Origin of the sequence: Polaribacter glomeratus (genome assembly GCF_002954665.1) — a bacterium.
In the GTDB taxonomy this organism is placed as follows: domain Bacteria; phylum Bacteroidota; class Bacteroidia; order Flavobacteriales; family Flavobacteriaceae; genus Polaribacter; species Polaribacter glomeratus.
In genome coordinates this window covers 2,060,294-2,081,628 of record NZ_MSCM01000001.1, presented here as the reverse complement: position 1 = coordinate 2,081,628, position 21,335 = coordinate 2,060,294, and the positions used below count along the sequence as shown (strand labels likewise).

The window sequence follows — 21,335 nt, the reverse complement described above, 5'->3', positions numbered from 1 at the left end:
GTAAATATTACTTAAAAATCTATAAAATGAAGAATTTGGTTAAATTTTGTGCAATAGCAATATTTGTATTTGCAAGTTGTAAAACAGGGAGTTTAGAAAAGGAAACTGTAAAAAAAGAACAACAAGAAATTGTTGCTTTTGATTCTTTTGGAGACAAAATAACAAACGATGCTGTAATTACGTCTAGTGAGATGTTGGCAAAATTTAATACCCTAAAAGTGGGCGATACTTTAAATGTAAAATTTGCGTCGAACATAAAAGAAGTGTGCACCAAAAAAGGATGTTGGATGAAACTACCTTTAAATGATGCAGAGGAAACGATGGTTACATTTAAAGATTATGGTTTTTTTATGCCTTTAGATGCTAAAGACAGAGAAGTCATTGTGGAAGGTAAAGCTTTTGTAAAAGAAACATCGGTGGCAGAATTGCAACATTATGCAGAAGATGCTGGTAAAACAAAAGAAGAAATAGCACAAATTACAGTTCCTAAAAAGGAGTTTGCTTTTGAAGCAAATGGCGTTTTAATGAAAAAATAATAGTTCTATTTTTCATTTTAGTATATTTAATGCTCAACTGTTATTTCAAAACCGATCTTTTTCTACAGTTGAGCTTTTTTGAGCCTTTCGATTTCGCTCTTAATACACTAACCATAAGCTCTAAACAAACAAGAGTCAATTTTTTAAATCCGTCTGGTATCTCTGTAAAATTTTTTCTGATTAAAGAAATTGTACCAACTTTATAATTACAAAATAAAGGTCTGGAAACAGCAATTATAAAAAACCTTAAATTTAAAAGGTTTTACGTTTAATCAAAACGATCTTAGAAAAATATAACATAGAAGACAAGGTAGAAATGATTGCGATTGATCAAATTAGAACTATCGACAAATTACGAATTATTAAAAGTTTTAATCAATTATCGAAATCTGAAATGCAGAAATGTAAAGATGTGATTCGTGAAATAGTTGTAGATTAAAATTAGCTCTTATTTAAACATCTCAAAAAAATCAATTTGCAATCATGAAAAGAGAAATTCGAATAACCTCCGATGGTTCTACAACCATTCATTTACCAGATTGGAATGAAAATTACCACTCTAAACATGGCGCAATACAAGAAGCCTATCATGTTTTTATAAAAAGCGGATTAGATAAAATTCTTGAGACAATTTCGCTGAAAAGCGAAAGTACTCTAACGCATATTTCCATTTTAGAAATAGGTTTCGGAACAGGGTTAAATGCATTTATCACTTTTTTAGAAGGAATAAAACACGATATAAAAATTGAGTATGTTGGGGTAGAAGCCTATCCTGTTATAGCAAATGAAGTTCAAAAACTAAATTATGTTTCAGAGCTTAAAGCACCAGCACACCAAGCTATTTTTGATAAAATGCATGCCGTTACTTGGGCCGAAAAACATCTTGTTTCTACTGATTTCAAGCTCACCAAAAGAAAACAATTTTTTAGCGAAATTGAAGACGAAAACACATTTAATCTAATTTATTTTGATGCTTTTGGCGCAGAACATCAACCCGAATTATGGACAGAAGCTATTTTCTTAAAAATGTTTAACGCTTTAAAAAGTGAAGGAGTTTTAGTAACTTATTGCGCCAAAGGAAGCGTTCGAAGAGCCATGCAAGCAGTTGGGTTTACAGTAGAAAGATTAGCAGGACCTCCGGGAAAAAGAGAAATGTTGCGTGCAACAAAAACAGTCAACATCGGTTAGTTTGCAAGATGCAGTTCTCGAGAACTTTTGCTAGCTTTACATTTTAAGTAAAACAGTTCGAGCACGAACCAATTAACAATTCGAAAAGCAATGGAATTCAAAAGAAAATTTGGTAAAAACAAAGAATCAAAACCGGCAAAAGGCTTAATTTTGATTATACTTCTAATCATCGCAGTATTTCTGTGGTTTAAGGCAGAAAACTTTCTTTCAGCCTTATTTTAAAAAATTATTTTTTTGTAAGCTATTTGCTGCTTGGAGTTTATCTTGAGTTTGGAATTAAGACATTCGCTTCCTTCAAAAAAATTGGGAGCGCTTAAACAGATGCCTAGTTTAGAGCTTTACGAAATATTTAATTGGGCTATAATTGCTTAGAAATTAAAAGCAATTATCAACAACTACATTCTTTTACTAACCATTAGAAAAGGTTAACTTTGTAGGCAATCATTATATAAAAAGCAAGTTTGATCACAGAAAAAATTATTTTAGGCATCGATCCAGGAACCACAATTATGGGTTTTGGGTTGATTAAAGTTGTAGGTAAAAAGATGGAATTCATTCAAATGAACGAATTACTACTTCAAAAATACGACGACCATTATTTAAAATTAAAACTTATTTTTGAACGTACCATCGAATTGATTGACACCTATAATCCAGACGAAATTGCTATTGAAGCACCTTTTTTTGGTAAAAATGTACAATCGATGCTAAAATTGGGTAGAGCCCAAGGGGTTGCAATGGCAGCAGGTTTGTCTAGAGAAATTCCTATTACAGAATATTTACCAAAAAAAATAAAAATGGCAATTACGGGTAACGGAAATGCCAGCAAAGAACAAGTTGCTTTGATGCTAAAATCACTTTTAAATTTAAAAACCTTACCAAAAAACTTAGATGCCACAGACGGATTAGCAGCAGCAGTTTGTCATTTTTACAATTCAGGAAAAGTAGTTGGTAGTAAAAGCTATTCTGGTTGGGCTAGTTTTGTGAAACAAAATGAGAAGAGAGTTAAATAGAAATGAAATTTAGGTTTCAGTTTTAGTAGCAGTTTTCAGTATTCAGTAGCAGTATTCAGTATTCAGTAGCAGTTTCAGTAGCAGTTTGTTGAAGTCGTTTTTTTAAAATAAATTATATGAGTTTTACAGATTTATTAGCATTTAAAAAATCCTTTGCATTGGCGATGAAGATTTTTGAAGAATCAAAATCTTTTCCAAAAGAAGAAAAATATGCTTTAACCGATCAAATACGAAGATCATCTAGAAGTGTTTCTGCAAATATTTCTGAAACTTATAGGAAAAGACAATATCCAAGACATTTTGCAAGTAAATTAAGTGATTCTGATGCTGAAAATTCGGAGACCTATACCTGGTTACTATTTGCTTTAAAATGCGAATATTTAGATAAAAATACATTTGAAAACTTATCAACAGAAAATGAAGAAGTCGGAAAATTAATAAATTATATGATTAATAACCCCAGTAAATTTGGTGTAAAATAATAAACTGAACCTCGCAACTGAAAACTGAAACTGAATACCGCCACTGCTACTGAAAACTGCTACTGAAACTGAATACTGCCACTGCTACTGAAAACTGCTACTGAAAACTGATTACTAAAAATATAAAAAATATGTCCGGAATCTACATACACATCCCATTCTGTAAACAAGCATGTTTTTACTGCGATTTTCATTTTTCTACGTCCTTAAAGAAAAAAGAGGATATGATTGCCGCGCTTGTTAAGGAAATTGAATTAAGAAAAGGTGAGCTCGGTAACACAATTATAGAAACCATTTATTTTGGCGGAGGAACACCGAGTGTTTTATCAACCGAAGAAATTGAAACTTTAATTGATGCCGTTTATAAAAACTTTGTAGTTGTAGAAAATCCAGAAATAACGTTAGAGGCGAATCCGGATGATTTATCCGAAGAAAAAATAATGGAACTTTCAAAGTCTCCTATAAATAGATTAAGTATTGGTATTCAGTCTTTCTTTGAGAAGGATTTAAAGCTGATGAACAGAGCGCATAATTCCGATGAAGCAAAAAAATGTTTAATGCTGGCAACTCGTTATTTTGCTAATATTTCGGTGGATTTAATTTACGGAGTTCCCGACTGTACCAACCAAGAATGGCAAGAAAACATACAAACGGCATTGAGTTTTGGAGTGCCACATATTTCTAGTTACGCATTAACGGTTGAGCCAAAAACACCGTTGGCAAGTTTTATTAAAAAGGGAATTATCAAAAATGTGGATGATGAAAAAGCGCAAGAACAATTTCATATTTTAATAGATGCATTAGAAAAGGCTAATTTTGTGCATTATGAAACGTCTAACTTTGGCAAAGAAGGTTTTTTTAGTCAAAATAATTCATCGTATTGGTTGGGGAAATCGTATTTAGGAATAGGACCTTCTGCACATTCTTTTGATGGAACTCAACGAAGTTGGAATGTAAGAAATAACTCGAAATACATCAATGCAATCGCCGAAAACAGATTGCCAATAGAAAGAGAAACCTTATCAATAACAGATACGTATAACGAATATGTGATGACAGGTTTACGAACTATTTGGGGTGTCTCTTTTAATAAAATTAAAAATGAGTTTGGCGAAAAATATATAAAATATCTAGAAAAGCAATCAAAAAAACACATTGAACAAGAATTAGTGTATATTGAAAACGGAATTTTAAAAACAACCAAAAAAGGTAAGTTTCTCTCTGATGGAATCGCTTCTGATTTGTTCATGATAAACGAAGTTTAAAATAAAATAAAAGCATATATGAAGGCGACTATAGAATACAACTCAAGAAAAATACAAATCGATGTTTCTGAACCTATCGATATTTCTATTGCGATAGACGTTACAAAACAGCATATAAATGCTTGGTATATTGATGATCCAAAGATTTTTCCACAAGAATTTGATGGTGAAGAAGTAAAAGTTTCAAGTGGCGCAGTTGTTAATTTTAACAACATCCATTTCAACCCTCATTCTCATATTACACACACAGAATGTGTTGGTCATATTACAGAAATAGTGCATTCTGTAAATCAGCATTTAAAACATTATTTCTTTGTTGCAGAGGTGGTTACGGTTGCGCCGGAAAAGTTAAATGGCGATTTTGTCATTTCAGAAAAGCAACTAAAAACTGCTTTAAGAAACAAGAAAAGAGATGCTATTGTAATTAGAACTTTACCTAATTTAATAGACAAAAAGAAGAAGCGATATTCGAATACAAATCCTACGTATTTGCTAGAAGAAGCGGCTATTTATTTGCGAGAAAAAGGAATTAAACATTTGTTAATTGATTTGCCTTCTGTGGATAAAGAAAACGATGGTGGAAAATTATTAGCGCATAATGCTTTCTGGAATACCGCAGGAAAAGTAAGAATGGACGCTACAATTACAGAGTTTATTTTTGTGCCAAATTCGGTCGAAGATGGTGAGTATTTATTAAATTTAATGATTGCGCCTTTTGAAAATGATGCCACACCAAGTAAGCCAATTTTGTATAAAATAATGAACTAATTCATGAAGAAAATTAGTGCTAAAAAGAAGGTTTTTCTCGGAATTATAATCATCCTTTTGGTGTTGATATACAATGGATCTTATACAGATATTTCTGCGGATGATTTAAAAAAGGAATACGCAAATGAGCATTCTAAATTTATAGAAATTAACGGAATGCAAGTGCATTACAGGGATGAAGGCAAAGGTTTTCCAGTTGTTTTAGTACACGGAACGGCGTCTTCATTGCATACTTGGAATGATTGGACAATAGCACTTTCTAAAAACTTTAGAGTTATTCGGATGGATTTGCCTGCTTTTGGATTAACGGGGCCTAATGCAAATGCAGACTATTCTATTGAGGGATACACACAATTTTTACATCAGTTTTTATTAAAAATAAAGCTTGATAAATTTTACTTAGCGGGTAATTCTTTAGGCGGAAATATTGCTTGGAATTACACTGCAGAATATCCTGAACAAATAGAAAAACTAATTTTGGTAGATGCAAGCGGATTACCAACAAACAAACCGCAGCCAGCAATTTTTAAAATGGCAAAAACGCCCGTTTTAAATTCGCTTTTTTTATATGTAACTCCCAAGTTTTTCATCAGAAAAAATATGGAGCAAGTATATGCTGATAAAACTAAAATTACTGATGCTTTAATTACGCGTTATCATAAAATGGCATTAAGAGTTGGCAACAGACAGGCATTTATAGACAGAGCAAAAGTTGATTTTAAATTAGGAGAAAAAGCAAATTTAGCAAAATTAAAAAGCATACAAATACCTACATTATTAATTTGGGGAGCAAAAGATACTTGGATTCCTTTAGACAATGGAAAACGAATGAACAACATTTTACCCAACTCAAGATTAGTTGTTTTAGAAAATTCTGGTCACGTGCCTATGGAAGAAAATCCTATGGAAAGTTTAGCTATTTTAAATACTTTTTTAAATGATTAAAGCGAATAAGAGAAGCTTTAAACTTTTATTGATTTCAATAATTTCCTTGCTTTTATATTTTTTTATAGAAAATTCAGAAAGAGTAAATTCAACAATAGTTCAAATTCAAAATAGTGGTTCTTATAAAGTATTTGGGTATTTTATATTTTTCAATATCTTAAAATGGTTTTTGGTTATTTTCGGTATTATTTCTCTAATGATGTATCTAAAAATTATTTTCACAAGGACGAATAGCTAAAATGCTTTTTCATCATAACCACGCAGGCAAGAATCCAAAGTAAGAATTCAATATTTTTTTTTTAAATAATAACAAGTTGACATCTATCTGTGAAAATCCGTAAAATCCGTGTCAAATAATTAATTTCTAAAAACTAAAAACTAAAAACTAAAAACTAGTTTCTAAAACCACTTCTTGCGTTTAAAATACCAGACAGCCAAAACAGAAATTACAACCATAACTCCTAATAAAATATAGTAACCATTTTGTGACTTTAGCTCAGGAATATTCTCGAAATTCATACCGTAAATTCCGGCTAAAAAAGTTAACGGAATAAAAATCACAGATAAAATTGTCAAGGTTTTCATCACTTCATTTAAACGATGACCTTGTATACTAAAAATTAAATTTATTTTACTTTCTAGCTCTTGCAATTCAAAATCAATATCTGCAATTAAGTTGATCGTTTGCTCTTTTATCTCACTAAAATATTTGGTATTTACACCTTTAATTTTAACTTTTTCTAGCTTTACAATCGTGTTTTTTAAACTAATTGCTGCTTTTTTAAACGTAAATAATTCTTGTTTTCTGTTTTCTACTAAGTTCGTAAAATCTGGTGTTGGTCTTATATTGGTTGCTTCTAAAATAGCATCACTAAGTTCTTCGTGTTTTAAATAAGTTTCTTCGTAATTATCGATGATAGCCTCAATAATTAAATACAATAAATAATCTGTTTTTTTCTTCCTAACAATCCCTTTATTGTCCTCTAAACGTTGGCGAATCCAGCCAAAATAATCACCGGGTTTTTCTTGAATACTCCATAGAAAATTAGGAGAAACAATAAAAATCATTTTTTCTTGATCTAATTTTTTTTCATCTGTTTTTAATACATTAATACTTACAAATAAAAGGTCATCTAATAAAATTACTTTGGTGTCATGCTCTTCTTCCATCAGTAATTTAATTAAAAAATCGTCTAAATTATTATCTAAAATAATAGTTTTAAACTCATCATGAAAATCAAATCCGTAAGTATTTATCCATTTTGTATCCGTTGAATTATCGGATAAATTTATTTGTGAAAGCGATGAAAATTTAGATTTCTCATAATTTTTATCAGAATATTGTATAAGTGTTGTTTTGTTTAAAAACGTGTTTTCCATCTAAAAAAGATTTGTAAATTTGAGGTATAAAGATACTTTTTAAAATGAACATCAGAAGAATTTATGAATAAGAAAATAAAAATTTTGCTTAATTTATTTGGATTTATGCCTAAAATATATTCTTAATAATCTGTAGATTGATTATTATTTTTACTTTAGAATACAGCGAACAGCGAACAGCGAATAACGAACAACGAACAACGAACAACGAACAACGAAAATGAACATTGAACAAGTCAGAGATTTTTGCATCGCAAAAAAAGGAGTAACAGACCATTTTCCTTTTGATAACGTAACGCTCGTATTTAAGGTGATGGATAAAATGTTTGCGTTGGTTGGTTTAGACTCTTGGGAAAAAGGCGAACAGAAAATCAATTTAAAATGTAATCCTGAAAAAGCAGAAGAACTTCGAGGAGAATATGAGGGAATTATCGCTGGTTGGCACATGAATAAAAAACATTGGAATACCGTTACTATTAATTCTGCAGATGTTTCTGATGCATTGGTTCGAGAACTTATCAATCATTCGTATAACTTGGTGGTAAACGGATTAACAAAAAAAGCAAAAGTAGAATTAGAAAAATTAGAAGAATAACTATGGTCATTCCTAAAATAATTATGATTTAGGAATCTTATATTCCGTTCGAAGATCGATACGAGAAAGGCGTTACATTCTTCACTTCTTTAAACTTTCTATTAAAATTAGAAATATTGTTAAATCCGCTTTTAAAAGCAACTTCTGCAATAGAAAATTCGTCTTTAGATTTTAAAAACTGACAGGCATTTTCAATTCTAAGCTCCGTTAAAAAACTGATATACGTTTTATTGGTTCTCTTTTTAAAATACTTACAAAATGCATTTTTAGTCATATTAGCAATCGTTGCAATTTCTTCCAAAGTAATTTTTTGATGCGCGTTTTCTATGGTAAAATCGAAAACAGTCCGCATTCTTTTTCCTTCAATATCAGAATATTTTTTGCGGTACACAAAGTTAGAAAGTGGTTCCGTTTCTGAATTAGAAATCACTTTTACAATTTCTAAAAACAAAATAAAACGAGCTAGTTTCGTTGCGTTCTTTAATTTTAAAAAAGATTCTATAAGTGCTGTTTTATTTGTTTTAACAGCCAAACCTTGCAATGATTTTGAAAAGAAGGTAGTGATTTCTGCAAACTCACGCAGTTCAAAAAAATGCTCTCCAAAAGAAGAGGTTGTAAAAAATAAAGTTAACATTTTAGAATTTGTGATTACATTTTTATCACTTTTAAAAGCATGTGGTAAGTTGCTGCCAATAATAAAAATATCATTTTCGGCGTAGCTAGAAATTTTATCACCAACTAATAAAGTTCCATTTCCTTTTTCAATAAAACTAATCTGAATTTCATCATGTTGATGCAATTGATCGTAAAAAACGACCTCAATATCTTCTTGATAAATGAGTGCGTTATTCTCTGGTTTCGGAATTTTAAAAGGAAGTACTTTCATTTATGCTGAATTTATTTTCAGTAGCCCATCATGTGCTATTAATAATACAAAAATATTCATAATTTACTTAAATAACACTATTTTGGATACTATACTATCAAAAGTGAATAATTTAATAGTATTTTAAAAGCGTGAATTTTCTTAATTTTAATCCATCAAAAAAAACATAAAAATGAAATTCAATTGGGAAGGCGTAATGCCAGCAGTAACTACAAAGTTTACAAAAGACGATAAACTTGATTTAAAAATGTTTCAAACCAACATCAAAGCACAAGTAGATGCAGGTGTTCATGGTATTGTTTTAGGCGGAACGTTGGGCGAAGCAAGCACTCTTTTAGAATCAGAAAAAAGACAATTAACGAAGAGTACTTTAGAAGTTGTGGAAGGTAAAATTCCGGTACTTATGAACATTGCCGAGCAATCTACAAAAGGCGCAATTTATGCAGCACAGCAAGCGCAGCAAGACGGTGCGAGTGGTTTAATGATTTTGCCGCCAATGCGTTATAAGTCTGGTGATAGAGAAACCGTAACTTATTTTAAAGAAGTGGCTAAAAACACAGATTTACCAATTATGATTTACAACAATCCGGTAGATTATAAAATAGAAGTAACGCTAGATATGTTTGATGAAATGTTGGAATGTAAAAACATTCAGGCAGTAAAAGAATCAACCAGAGACACTACAAACATTACTAGAATTATCAATAAGTTTGGCACGCGATTAAAGATTATGACAGGTGTAGACACGATTGCTTTAGAAAGTTTGTTAATGGGCGCAGATGGCTGGGTTGCTGGGTTGGTGTGTGCTTTTCCGGCAGAAACGGTCGCTATTTACGAGCTTCAAAAAGCAGGAAGAATCAAAGAAGCAATCGAAATTTATCGTTGGTTTTTGCCCTTGTTAGAGTTAGATATTAACCCTAAATTAGTGCAAAATATAAAGTTGGCAGAAGTGTACACAAATATAGGTACAGAAAATGTGAGAGCGCCACGTTTGCCGCTTTTTGGTGATGAACGCAAAAACGTAATTCAAATTATTGAGAGCAGTTTAAAAACGAGACCAACGTTGCCAGCGTATAAAAATTTATAAAATAATAAGTTGGGTGTTCCTTAATTTTGAAAAAAATCAAAATTAAGTCGGGCTTTACACTTTATCTTTTTATAGCTGTCTTTGCAAAGTTTACTTTTTTGTAAACTGTGGCAATCTCATAATCTAAAACTAAATGCTATTTATGACAGCTATAAAAAGGATGCCGTTTCAATCCCTAACACAAATCAGTTAAATAAAAATTAATACATGACAGGAAAAAACTATATAGGCAATCAATTAGCTGCCACAGGAACAAAAACATACAAAACATTCAATCCAGAATTGAACCAAGAAAATGAGACGGTTTTTGTAGAGGCAACTTCGATAGAAATTGAAGAAGCTGTAAATTTAGCTGCGGCAGCTTTTAAGGAATTCAGAACTATTTCTGGCTTTAAAAAGGCCGAATTTCTAAACGCAATTGCAGACGAAATTTTGGCTTTAGACGATTTGTTAATTCAAACTTTTTGTTCAGAATCAGGTTTGCCAGAAGGAAGAGCAAAAGGCGAAAGAGGCAGAACAATTGGGCAATTAAGAAGTTTTGCAAATTTGGTTGCAGAGGGTTCTTGGGTAGAAGCAACAATCGATGAAGCACAACCAAACAGAGAACCAATGCCAAAATCGGATATCAGAAAAATGTTAATTCCGCTTGGACCCGTTGTTGTTTTTGGCGCTAGTAATTTTCCATTGGCTTATTCAACAGCAGGCGGCGATACAGCAGCAGCGTTGGCTTCGGGTTGCCCAGTACTTGTAAAATCGCATCCAATGCATGCAGGAACGGGCGAATTAGTAGCGTCTGCAATTGTAAAAGCAGCCAAAAAAACAGGAATGCCAAATGGTGTTTTTTCTAATTTAAATTCAAGCGGAATAGAAGTTGGGCAGCAATTAGTAGCACATCCAAAAGTAAAAGCAGTTGGTTTTACAGGAAGCATCAAAGGCGGAAGAGCGTTGTTAGATTTAGCAGCAAAAAGAGCAGAACCAATTCCGGTATTTGCAGAAATGGGAAGCATCAATCCGGTAATAATTTTACCAAAAGCATTAGAAAATAGATACCAAGAAATAGCAAAAACCTATGCAGGTTCTATCACTTTAGGAGCGGGTCAGTTTTGTACAAATCCGGGTTTATTGATAGGGATTAAAAGCGAAAGTTTATCCAATTTTATTGCAGCTGTATCCGAAGAAATTATTAAAATAAATCCTTCTTGTATGTTGCATCCAAATATCAAAAAAGGATACACGACAAACAAAGAAAAAATAGTTTCTCAAGAGAAGGTTTCGGTCACTGCAAACTACACATCTACCATAAAAAACAATTATGCAGAACAAGCTATTGTTACTGTAGACGGGAAAACGTTTTTAGAAAACACTACTTTACATTTAGAAGTTTTCGGACCGTTTTCTATGATTGTTCAGTGTAAAAATGCATCAGAATTAGAAGAGGTTATTGCAAATTTAGAAGGACAATTAACAGGAACTGTAATTGCTGATGAGAATGAAATTTCTGACTACCAAAATGTAATTTCTGCGTTACAAAATAGAGTAGGTCGTATTATTTTTAACGGTGTGCCAACAGGGGTTGAGGTTTGCGAATCGATGGTTCATGGCGGACCTTATCCTGCATCTACAGATAGCAGATTTACGGCAGTTGGTATCAATTCTATAAAACGTTGGGTGCGCCCTTTTAGTTATCAAGATTGGCCAAATGAGTTGCTGCCAAAAGAATTGCAAAACGAAAATTCGATGTCAATTTTTAGAACAATCGACGGACTAAGAACTACTAAAAAAATATAAAAATGAAATTTCTTAAAGTTTGTTTCATTATCAGTTTTTCAATATTAACTTCTTGTAATTCAGGAGGCGAAAAATGTGAGAGTTCATCACAAGAGCTAAAAATCTTGATACAATCATATGAAGAAAGAGAAGCGTATGATAAAGAAAAATATCCTTTAGGAATTTATACAAGAGCATTTTACAAAGCAGAAGCGGAATATGCAGAAAGTCAATTGCTGTCTTTTGAGTGCATTAAAATGGCTGAACTTTCTGAAACAGCACAAATTTCGGCCAAACTTTTAAAATTCGTTTTACAAGATCAAATAGATTACTACAAATTTGAACAATTTCTAAATCCGTTATTATCAGATTCAGGTTTTCATAGTAGTTTAAATTATGAAATTAGACCTATTTATAACTATCACGATGCTAAAAGTTACTTGTCTAAGTTAAATTCGTTGCCAGAATTTGTAACGCAGAATTTTGTAAACTTAAGAGAAGGTTTAGCAAAAGGAGTTTCGCAACCAAAAGTTATTTTTAAAGGATATGAGTCTACTTACAACGATCATATTGTAAGTAATTTTAAAGAAAGTCCGTTTTACAAACCTTTTGAAAATTTACCAACAACGATTACAAATCAACAAAAAGATTCGATTTTAACGGCTGCAAAAGAAGCGATTGAGAAAACTGTAATTCCGCAATTTCAAAAAATTAAAACCTTTTTCGAAACGGAATACTTGCCAAAAACGAGAACAAGTTTAGGTGTGTCAGAAACTCCAAACGGAGCTGCTTTTTATCAAAATAGAATTAATTTTTATACCACAAGTACCAAATATACTGCGGATGCTATTCATCAATTAGGTTTAAAAGAAGTGGCAAGAATTAAAGCAGAAATGCAAACAGTTATCGCTGATCTAAACTTTAAAGGAAGTTTCTCTGACTTTTTAAAATTTTTAAGAACAGATGAACAGTTTTACGCAAAATCGCCTAAAGAATTGTTACTAATTGCTAGAGATATGGCAAAAAGAGCAGATGCACAATTGCCAAAATTCTTTAAAACTTTGCCTAGAAAACCATACGGAGTTGCGCCTGTTCCAGATGCAATTGCACCAAAGTATACAAGTGGTCGTTATGTTGGCACCTCAAAAAACAGTACAGAACCGGGTTATTATTGGGTAAATACCTACGATTTACCAAGCAGAACTTTATACACATTGCCCGCTTTAACAGTACATGAAGCCGTTCCTGGTCATCATTTACAAGGCAGTTTGAACAACGAATTGGGTGATTCCATTCCGCAGTTTAGACGTGATTTGTATTTATCAGCCTACGGAGAAGGTTGGGGTTTGTACTCAGAGTTTTTAGCGGATGAAATGGGAATGTACACAACGCCGTATGAACAATTTGGGAAATATACCTACGAAATGTGGCGCGCTTGCAGATTGGTGGTAGACACAGGAATTCATGCAAAAGGCTGGACGAGAGAACAAGTTGTTAATTATATGTCAGAAAACACGGCACTTTCTCTACATGAAATAAACACAGAAACGGATCGATACATTTCTTGGCCAGGGCAAGCTTTGTCTTATAAAATAGGAGAGTTGAAAATTAGAGAATTGCGCAAAAAGGCCGAAAATGAACTGCAAGAAAATTTTGATATTAGTACTTTTCATGAAATTGTTTTAGAGCAAGGAACAGTTACATTGGCAATTTTAGAAGAACGAATCAACAATTATATCCAGAAAACAAAAAATGAGTAAACATACGTTTGTTTGTATTGATGCGCATACCTGCGGAAACCCTGTGAGAGTTATAAAAAGTGGAGGTCCTGATTTGATAGGGAAAACCATGAACGAAAAAAGACTTTATTTTTTAAAAGAATACGACTGGATTCGAAAAGGGTTAATGTTTGAACCTAGAGGGCATGATATGATGAGTGGTTCAATTTTGTATGAACCTCACCATCCAGAAAACGATTTTGCTATTTTATTTATAGAAACTTCGGGTTGTTTGCCAATGTGCGGACACGGTACAATTGGTACTATTACAATTGCCATTGAAGAAGGTTTGATAACGCCAAAAATACCCGGAAAAATAAGAATGGAAGCGCCTGCTGGTTTGGTCGAAATAGAATACAAACAAATCGAAAACAAAGTGGAATGGGTAAAATTAACCAACGTAAAAAGTTACTTAGCGGCAGAAAATTTAACGATTGATTGCCCAGAATTAGGTGAAATTACTTTTGATGTTGCCTATGGTGGAAACTTTTATGCAATTGTGGATCCGCAGAAAAATTTTAACGGAATTCAAGATTTTACAGCATCAAAAATCATACAATTATCCCAAGGATTAAGAGAAAAAATTAATAAAAAATATACAAATCGGTTTATACATCCAGAAAACGAAACTATTAAAAATGTAACTCATTTATTATGGACAGGAACTCCGATTGATGCAAGTTCCCAGGGAAGAAATGCTGTTTTTTATGGCGATAAAGCCATTGATAGAAGTCCGTGTGGCACAGGCACATCCGCAAGGTTAGCCCAATTGTTTGCCAAAGGAAAATTAAAAGTGGGCGAAGAATTTATTCACGAAAGTTATATAGGAAGTACTTTTACAGGTAAAGTAGAAGCAGAAACATGTATAGGAAATCAAAAAGCAATAATACCAAGCGTAAAAGGTTGGGCAAAGATTTACGGACAAAACACCATTACCATTGATACTGATGATGATCCGTATGCATTGGGTTTTCAAGTGATTTGATAAAAATAATGAATTATTGAAACAATGATAAAATGAATTAACTATGAGTAAATCAGAATTTGTAGAACTACTAAAAAAGAGAACTAAACAACTAGCTTTGGATGTAATTTTATTGTACGATAAAATACAAAAAACAGATTCTACAAGAGTTATTGGCAGGCAGTTAATACGTTCAGTTACAACAACTGCTGCAAATTATAGAGCAGCTTGTATTGCTCGTTCTCAAAAAGAATTTTTTTCAAAAATGTCTATTGTTGTTGAAGAAGCTGATGAAACATTGTTTTGGTTAGAAATGCTTAAAGATGCTGGTTTTGTTGAAGAGGTTCAAGTAAAACCATTAATGGATGAAGCTTTGGAAATTCTTAAGATTGTTTCAAAAGCTAGAAAAAGTGCAAGTAGTAATTAATTCATTAACTCATTAATTAAATGAAACATTGTATTATTATTGGCGGCGGAATTATAGGTTTATGCACCGCTTATTATCTTCAAAAAGAAGGTTATAAAATAACGGTGGTAGATAAATCTGATTTTTCTAGCGGAGCTTCTTACGTAAATGCAGGTTATATTACGCCAAGTCATATAATTTCTTTGGCTGCTCCTGGAATGATTAATAAAGGTATAAAATGGATGTTTAATTCAGAAAGCCCTTTTTATGTAAAACCACGTTTAGATATGGATTTTTTAAAATGGACATTGGCTTTTAAGAAGTCTGCGACAGCATCAAAAGTTGAGAAAGCACTACCAGTTATTAAGGATATTAATTTACTAAGCAGAGAATTGTATCAAGAACTAAAAGCATCAAAAGAATTCGATTTTTTTCATCAGCATAAAGGATTGTTAATGTATTATCAAACCGAAAAAGCGGGTGAGGAAGAATGGAATGTTGGTAAAAAAGCAATCGATTTAGGATTAAAAGTTGAAAATTTATCAAAAGAGGAAGTTCTTAAAATTGAAAAAAATGTAGCTTTAAATATCAAAGGTGCTGTATATTACCATTCAGATGCGCACATGACGCCCAATGAATTTATGCCGCAGTTAAAGAGTTATTTAGAAAAAGTAGGCGTAACTATCTTAGCAAATGAAGAAGTAACAAATATTGAAGTTAAAGGTGATAAAGTAGTTTCTGTAACTACCGAAAATCAGATCTTAAAAGCAGATGAATTTGTAATAGCAACGGGTTCTTGGTCTCAAAATTTAGCTAAAAAATTGAATATCAACATCCCTGTGCAAGCAGGAAAAGGATATCGAATTAATGTTGATAGAGAAACGAAGATTACAATTCCCGCAATTTTAATGGAGGCAAAAGTAGCGGTTACACCAATGAACGGATTTACACGTTTTGCAGGAACTATGGAAATTGGAGGAATTAATCACAACATAAACCCAGTTAGAGTTAACGCAATTGCAAAAGCTGCGGCACAGTATTATCCAAATTTAAAAATAAATCAGCAAGAAATAGACGATGCAAAATGCGGCTTACGCCCGCTTTCTCCAGACGGATTGCCTTATATTGGAAAATCATCCAAATGTAAAAATGTAACCTTTGCAACCGGGCACGCCATGATGGGGTGGAGTTTAGGACCAGCAACGGGTAAACTGGTTTCAGAAATAATTGCTGATAAAAAAACATCTTTAGATATCAATCCGTTTCATGTGGATAGAAAATTTTAAGATAATATTAAAATACATACGGATACGTAAAAAAACACAATGATAGGAATAGGAGGTTCAACAATAAAAGAAGAGTTAGCGGCAATTAAACCAATCGTGAATTTTGTAAAACCAATTCAGAAAGAAGAATTTCAACAGAGAATTGACAAAGCGTGTCAATTAATGCAGGAACAAAATGTACCCGCTTTGTACTTGCATTCTGGTAAAAACTTGTTTTATTTTACAGGAATGAAATGGAATGCGAGCGAACGTATGGTTGGTGCTTTGTTGTTTGCAAACGGCACACTTATTTACATTGCTCCTGAGTTTGAAAAAGGAACAATTTTCGATTTTATGTTGATTGAAGGTACGGTTTGTGGTTGGGAAGAACATGAATCGCCTTATCAATTATTTACATCTTTGCTAAAAGAGAATGGTCTCGATTCTGGAAAAATTTCGATGGATGAAGCTACGCCATTTTTTGTTTTTGACGGAATTCAAAATTGTCAAAACTCATACAAATTAGTAAATGCAAAACCAATTACCGCCGGTTGTAGAATGATTAAATCGGATGCTGAAATTGCAATTATGCAACAAGCAATGAATATTACTCTAGAAGTTCAGAAGGCTGTAGCAAGAATTTTACGTGTTGGAATTTCAGCCAAAGAAGTAACTGATTTTATTAACGATGCACATATAAAATACGGAATTCCTTCAGGTTCTTATTTTTGTATTGTGTTATTTGGGGTAGATTCATCATTTCCGCACGGCGTAAAATCGCCAAAAGATTTAGAAGAAAACGAAGTTGTTTTAGTTGATACTGGTTGTGTGTTGCACGATTATATTTCTGACATTACCAGAACCTATGTTTTTGGAAAAGCAAATGAAGAACAAACTCGAATTTGGAACATCGAAAAAGAAACGCAACAAGCAGCATTTGATGCCGCCCAATTAGGTAATACTTGTTCAGATATAGATGCGGCAGCTAGAGTCATATTAGAATTTCACAATTTAGGACCTGATTATAAGTTACCTGGATTACCACATAGAACTGGCCACGGAATTGGATTAGAAATTCATGAATGGCCTTATCTCGTAAGAAATGATCATACTATTTTAGAAATAGGAATGACAATTAGTAACGAACCGATGATTTGTGTCCCTGATAAATTTGGAATACGATTAGAAGACCATATTTATATTACAAAACAAGGGCCAAAATGGTTTACAAAACCGATGCATTCTATCAGTAATCCTTTTGGATATTCAGAAGAAAATTAAGAAGAAGTATCAGCGATAATTTTCCATTCACCATTTATCTTTTTAAAGATGATCATAAATATGCCTTTAGCATCACCAACATTCCTTTTTAAATGATAAGCTCCCATTACATAATAAGCGCCTTCATTGATTTTAGAAATATCATTAATTTTAAATTCTAATATTCCTGAATGATCAGGCGTTGGATAGCCTTTTTTGTAGTTTGCTAAAGTTTTATCCCAACCAAGTGTTACGCCGTTACTACCATGAAATTTTAAAGAATCCGATTTCCAGTATCCTTGCATAAAACCTTCTAAATCATGTTTAGACCAAGCTATTTGTTGCGCATCCATAATGGCTAAAATGTCTTTTTTGTCTTGTTCTTCAGTTGCTATTGAACATGAAGAAAGCGCTAAAATCGTCGCGAATAAAAATACTAATTTTTTCATACTACTGTTACTTTTAAAAATTAATTATGACAACTACAAGTAGGAGTTGTAAAACTATTTGTGTTTGCATTAAAAGGAACTCCTTGGTTGTAACCATCCATTTCAAAGTAGAATTTACTTCTTTTTGCATCATAGTTTCCAATTTCGTTCATCGTATCTACATCGTATAAGCGACCGTTTACCATGGTGTAAATTACCGAGTTTGAGTTTTGAATATCTTCCAAAGGATTTTTATCCATAATAATTAAATCGGCTAATTTTCCTTTTTCTAAAGAACCAATTTCATCCGCAGCACCTATATAATCTGCACCATTTATAGTAGCTGCTTTTAAAGCGTCGTGATTAGACATTCCGCCTTGTTGCAGCATCCATAATTCCCAATGAGCGCCTAAACCTTGCAATTGTCCGTGCGCACCCAAATTTACTTTTACACCCTCATTTGCTAGGGCTGTAACTGTTTTAGAAGTTAATACATGTCCGTTAATATACTCTTCTTCAGGAACCATTGTTCTGTGTCGAGACCTGGTGTCAATTACATATCTGGGCGTGTATTTTAAGAGTGTTTTATTCTCCCAGACATTACTTTTTTGATACCATTCAAACTCACCATTCATTCCTCCGTAATTTACAATTAGCGTAGGAGTGTAGCCCGTTTTGCTGTTTTTCCAAAGTGATAAAACGTCTTTATAAACAGGGTTTACAGGAATGTTGTGTTCAATTCCGGTATGTCCGTCAAAAATCATACTCATATTTGCGTAGAAACTAGAACCACCTTCAGGAACCACATTTACGCCCAATTCTCTAGCAGCTTGCATAATTTGTTGACGTTGCTCTCTTCTTGGTTGATTATAACTTTTTATGGATTTTGCGCCAAAAGCTTTTGTTCTTGCAATCGCAAAACGTGCATCCTCTAAATTATTTACAACCGCTTTAAAATCTCCTTCTGCACCATATAAAATAAATCCTGTAGAAAACATTCTTGGTCCTACTAATTGTCCGCTTCGTTGCAATTCTTCTAAGGTAAAAGCCGCAGCTGTATGCACAGAAGGATCATGAGAAGTGGTAACTCCAAATGCTAAATTTGCATAAAATTGCCAATGTTTTTGAGTACTTAATCCGTTTCTAAAAGCACCAACATGTGCATGAACATCCACCATTCCTGGCATTATCGTTTTGCCATTCATGTCATACATTTTTGCATCCGAAGGAACGGTAATAGCACTTGTTTTTCCTATTTTTTCTATTTTGTTTTTGTAGATGATAATCGTTCCTTCTTCAATAATTTCATTGCCATTCATGGTGATGATTCGTGCATTTTTAAATGCAATTCTACCTTCAGGAACATCAGAAGTTGATTTTAAATTAATTTTAATTCCGGCTGATTCATCAGCAACTAAATTCGTTTTTGCAAAAGGATCTGTGGTATTATCAACAATCGATTTAGAGAAATATGCATCGCCTAAAGTCCAGAAAACTTTGTTGCTACTTGCCCAATGTAAATTGATACCCGCATTTTTTGACAAACTTTCTACGTTAAAAGATTTTGTATTTTGATCTACATTTATTTCACTGCCATTTAGTACAAAAGGCGCTACAAATAATTTGTGTAAGTGAATAAAAGCAATCCATTTATTATCTTTGCTAGGCACTAATCTGTTTGCTAGTTTTGATGAAAAATGACTTCTTTCATCTTTACCATTCAGATCTACACTTTTTAAGTTTTTAGTTAATCCGCCAAAAAAAGAACCTCCAGTTTGAAAGAAAATTCGTTTGTCATCAGCAGAAAATGATGGAAATTCACCACTTTCGGAAACCATTTTAGCATTGCTGCCATCTATGTCAGCAATATAAATTCCAGTTTTTTTAGTGTAATCAAAACCTTGATCGCCATTTCCGGATTCTTTTAAGTAGGTGATTTTAGAACCCGCGTTATTGTATTTAGGAGTTCTATAAATACCTTTTTCTTTAGTTATTTTCTGTAATCCAGAACCATCTAAATTTACGCTATAAATTGCTCCTAAATTTTCATCATTCCAAGTAACAAACAAAACCGATTTCTCATCTAAAGAAAAGCTGGGTTCTGCTTCAAAATCGGTTAAAGTTGTAATTCTTTTCGGAATTCCGTTTGGCAATTCCTTGCTATAAATATGTCCCAAAGAAGTAAAGATAATTGTTTTCTCATCTGCAGAAGTTTGTACATCTTTAATCATTTTTGAAGTAAATTCTTCTTCAAAAACGGTTCTTTTTACATGATGTGTTTTTGCCAATTTAATTTCTTGATTAACCTCGAAAGGAATGTTTGTTATTTGTCTCGTTTCAATATTAATTTTATTAATTTTTCCTTGTGCCCAAATTAGAATGTCTTTGTCATCTGGCGTCCAAGAAAAATAAGGATAGACGCCAAAAATAGCCCAAGCTTCACTTTGATCTTTACTCAAATTCTCATAAATAGACCATTCTTTTCCTGTTTCTAATTCATGAATATATAAAACTGATTTTGTTCGAATACGTTTTACAAAAGCCAAAAATTTACCGTCTTTAGAAATTACAGGTCTTGCAGCTCCTCCAGGACCACCAGTAATTTGAGTAATTTCTCCTGTTTCAAAATTATATTGATTGATGCCATAAATTTGATTATTTGGGTCCTTATTGTATTGAAAAAAACCTCCTGGATACATATCTTCGGCATAATACAAGTATTTTCCATCGGATGAAATGGATGGGTCATTTACATCTTGTTGGTCATTTTTTCTTTTTGTTAATTGCAAACCTGCAGAGCCAGAAAGTGGATATTGCCACATTTCTCCCGCGCCTAAAGAACGGCCAGAAGTAAAGTGTTTTCTAGCAACTAAAGACATTCCATCTGGCGTCCAAACTGCGTTATTTAGTAAAGTAAAACTTTCTTTAGTAATCGATTTTGCATCCTTTCCGTCTGCCGTCATCACCCAAATATTATCGCCGCCTTCTGCATCACTCGTAAATGAAATATATTTTCCGTTTGGGCTAAATTTTGGTTGCACTTCATACGCCATTCCAGCTCGTAAAATAGTTGCTTTTCCGCCTGTAATTGGCATTTTATAAATATCACCTAACAAATCAAAAACGATGGTTTTTCCATCAGGAGAAACATCTAAATTCATCCAAGTTCCTTCGTTTGTGTTTAATTTAAACGAGTTGTATTTCCAATCTTTATGAGGATTGTTTACATCCCATTTGGTAGGCTCTTCCTGTTTTTTTTGAGCAGAAATTTGAATAGAAATAGTTAAAATGAGTAGTAAAGTTATTCTTTTAAACATAGTAG

Annotated in this window: 20 protein-coding genes; 16 read left to right on the top strand and 4 right to left on the bottom strand. The window is 32.7% G+C overall.

The annotated features are described in order from the left end of the window. Positions 1-26 precede the first annotated feature (26 nt). The 8 genes from BTO16_RS08905 to BTO16_RS08870 all read left to right on the top strand — a co-directional run bounded on the left by BTO16_RS08905 (position 27) and on the right by BTO16_RS08870 (position 6,197). Positions 27-536 carry a DUF4920 domain-containing protein gene (locus tag BTO16_RS08905; protein ID WP_105021235.1) on the top strand — a complete coding sequence of 170 codons (510 nt, stop codon included), beginning with the start codon at positions 27-29 and terminating at the stop codon, positions 534-536. 316 nt (positions 537-852) lie between these two features. Beyond that, positions 853-975 carry a type II toxin-antitoxin system PemK/MazF family toxin gene (locus tag BTO16_RS08900; RefSeq protein ID WP_146105371.1) on the top strand — a complete coding sequence of 41 codons (123 nt, stop codon included), beginning with the start codon at positions 853-855 and terminating at the stop codon, positions 973-975. Positions 976-1,019: 44 nt separating this feature from the next. Further along, positions 1,020-1,724: a tRNA (5-methylaminomethyl-2-thiouridine)(34)-methyltransferase MnmD gene (gene mnmD, locus BTO16_RS08895; RefSeq protein ID WP_105021234.1), complete on the top strand. Its 705-nt coding sequence runs from the start codon at positions 1,020-1,022 to the stop codon at positions 1,722-1,724. Positions 1,725-2,185: 461 nt separating this feature from the next. Then, positions 2,186-2,737 carry a crossover junction endodeoxyribonuclease RuvC gene (gene ruvC, locus BTO16_RS08890; RefSeq protein ID WP_105021233.1) on the top strand — a complete coding sequence of 184 codons (552 nt, stop codon included), beginning with the start codon at positions 2,186-2,188 and terminating at the stop codon, positions 2,735-2,737. A 116-nt stretch (positions 2,738-2,853) separates the two neighbouring features. Further along, positions 2,854-3,219: a four helix bundle protein gene (locus BTO16_RS08885; protein ID WP_105021232.1), complete on the top strand. Its 366-nt coding sequence runs from the start codon at positions 2,854-2,856 to the stop codon at positions 3,217-3,219. 131 nt (positions 3,220-3,350) lie between these two features. Beyond that, positions 3,351-4,484 (top strand): radical SAM family heme chaperone HemW, encoded by a 1,134-nt coding sequence (hemW, locus tag BTO16_RS08880; RefSeq protein ID WP_105021231.1) that lies wholly within the window; start codon positions 3,351-3,353, stop codon positions 4,482-4,484. A gap of 18 nt (positions 4,485-4,502) precedes the next feature. Further along, a complete protein-coding gene (locus tag BTO16_RS08875) occupies positions 4,503-5,252 on the top strand; it encodes a cyclase family protein (RefSeq protein ID WP_105021230.1) in 750 nt (249 codons plus the stop codon). A 3-nt stretch (positions 5,253-5,255) separates the two neighbouring features. Next, positions 5,256-6,197, top strand: a complete 942-nt coding sequence (locus BTO16_RS08870; RefSeq protein WP_105021229.1) for an alpha/beta fold hydrolase — start codon at positions 5,256-5,258, stop codon at positions 6,195-6,197. 399 nt (positions 6,198-6,596) lie between these two features. Here the strand turns inward: BTO16_RS08870 and BTO16_RS08860 are convergent, their stop codons facing one another. Next, on the bottom strand, positions 6,597-7,577 hold the full coding sequence (locus BTO16_RS08860; RefSeq protein WP_105021227.1) for a magnesium and cobalt transport protein CorA: 981 nt from the start codon (positions 7,575-7,577) through the stop codon (positions 6,597-6,599). A 220-nt stretch (positions 7,578-7,797) separates the two neighbouring features. On the opposite strand from BTO16_RS08860, the gene BTO16_RS08855 reads away from it, so the two are divergent. After that, entirely contained in the window at positions 7,798-8,172 is a 375-nt protein-coding gene (locus BTO16_RS08855) for an MmcQ/YjbR family DNA-binding protein (protein ID WP_105021226.1), read from the top strand. A gap of 37 nt (positions 8,173-8,209) precedes the next feature. On the opposite strand, the gene BTO16_RS08850 is transcribed toward BTO16_RS08855, so the two are convergent. Then, positions 8,210-9,058, bottom strand: a complete 849-nt coding sequence (locus BTO16_RS08850) for an AraC family transcriptional regulator (RefSeq protein ID WP_105021225.1) — start codon at positions 9,056-9,058, stop codon at positions 8,210-8,212. A gap of 172 nt (positions 9,059-9,230) precedes the next feature. On the opposite strand from BTO16_RS08850, the gene BTO16_RS08845 reads away from it, so the two are divergent. The 7 genes from BTO16_RS08845 (at position 9,231) to BTO16_RS08815 (ending at position 17,606) form a co-directional block, all read left to right on the top strand. After that, complete coding sequence (locus BTO16_RS08845) at positions 9,231-10,145, top strand: dihydrodipicolinate synthase family protein (RefSeq protein ID WP_105021224.1); 915 nt, start codon at positions 9,231-9,233, stop codon at positions 10,143-10,145. 207 nt (positions 10,146-10,352) lie between these two features. Then, entirely contained in the window at positions 10,353-11,933 is a 1,581-nt protein-coding gene (locus tag BTO16_RS08840; protein WP_105021223.1) for an aldehyde dehydrogenase (NADP(+)), read from the top strand. 2 nt (positions 11,934-11,935) lie between these two features. Further along, the gene (locus BTO16_RS08835; RefSeq protein ID WP_105021222.1) at positions 11,936-13,672 is read left to right on the top strand and encodes a DUF885 domain-containing protein; all 1,737 of its coding nucleotides are present in this window, start codon (positions 11,936-11,938) and stop codon (positions 13,670-13,672) included. Further along, on the top strand, positions 13,665-14,675 hold the full coding sequence (locus BTO16_RS08830) for a 4-hydroxyproline epimerase (RefSeq protein WP_105021221.1): 1,011 nt from the start codon (positions 13,665-13,667) through the stop codon (positions 14,673-14,675). The genes BTO16_RS08835 and BTO16_RS08830 overlap by 8 nt, the downstream gene beginning before the upstream one ends. A gap of 43 nt (positions 14,676-14,718) precedes the next feature. After that, positions 14,719-15,081 (top strand): four helix bundle protein, encoded by a 363-nt coding sequence (locus BTO16_RS08825; RefSeq protein WP_105021220.1) that lies wholly within the window; start codon positions 14,719-14,721, stop codon positions 15,079-15,081. 20 nt (positions 15,082-15,101) lie between these two features. Further along, positions 15,102-16,346 (top strand): NAD(P)/FAD-dependent oxidoreductase, encoded by a 1,245-nt coding sequence (locus tag BTO16_RS08820; RefSeq protein ID WP_105021219.1) that lies wholly within the window; start codon positions 15,102-15,104, stop codon positions 16,344-16,346. A 39-nt stretch (positions 16,347-16,385) separates the two neighbouring features. Beyond that, positions 16,386-17,606: a M24 family metallopeptidase gene (locus BTO16_RS08815; protein WP_105021218.1), complete on the top strand. Its 1,221-nt coding sequence runs from the start codon at positions 16,386-16,388 to the stop codon at positions 17,604-17,606. Here BTO16_RS08815 and BTO16_RS08810 read toward each other — a convergent pair. Further along, the gene (locus BTO16_RS08810; protein WP_105021217.1) at positions 17,603-18,034 is read right to left on the bottom strand and encodes a YybH family protein; all 432 of its coding nucleotides are present in this window, start codon (positions 18,032-18,034) and stop codon (positions 17,603-17,605) included. The genes BTO16_RS08815 and BTO16_RS08810 overlap by 4 nt on opposite strands. 20 nt (positions 18,035-18,054) lie before the next feature. Beyond that, positions 18,055-21,330 (bottom strand): amidohydrolase family protein, encoded by a 3,276-nt coding sequence (locus BTO16_RS08805; protein ID WP_105021216.1) that lies wholly within the window; start codon positions 21,328-21,330, stop codon positions 18,055-18,057. Between the last annotated feature and the right edge of the window lie 5 nt (positions 21,331-21,335).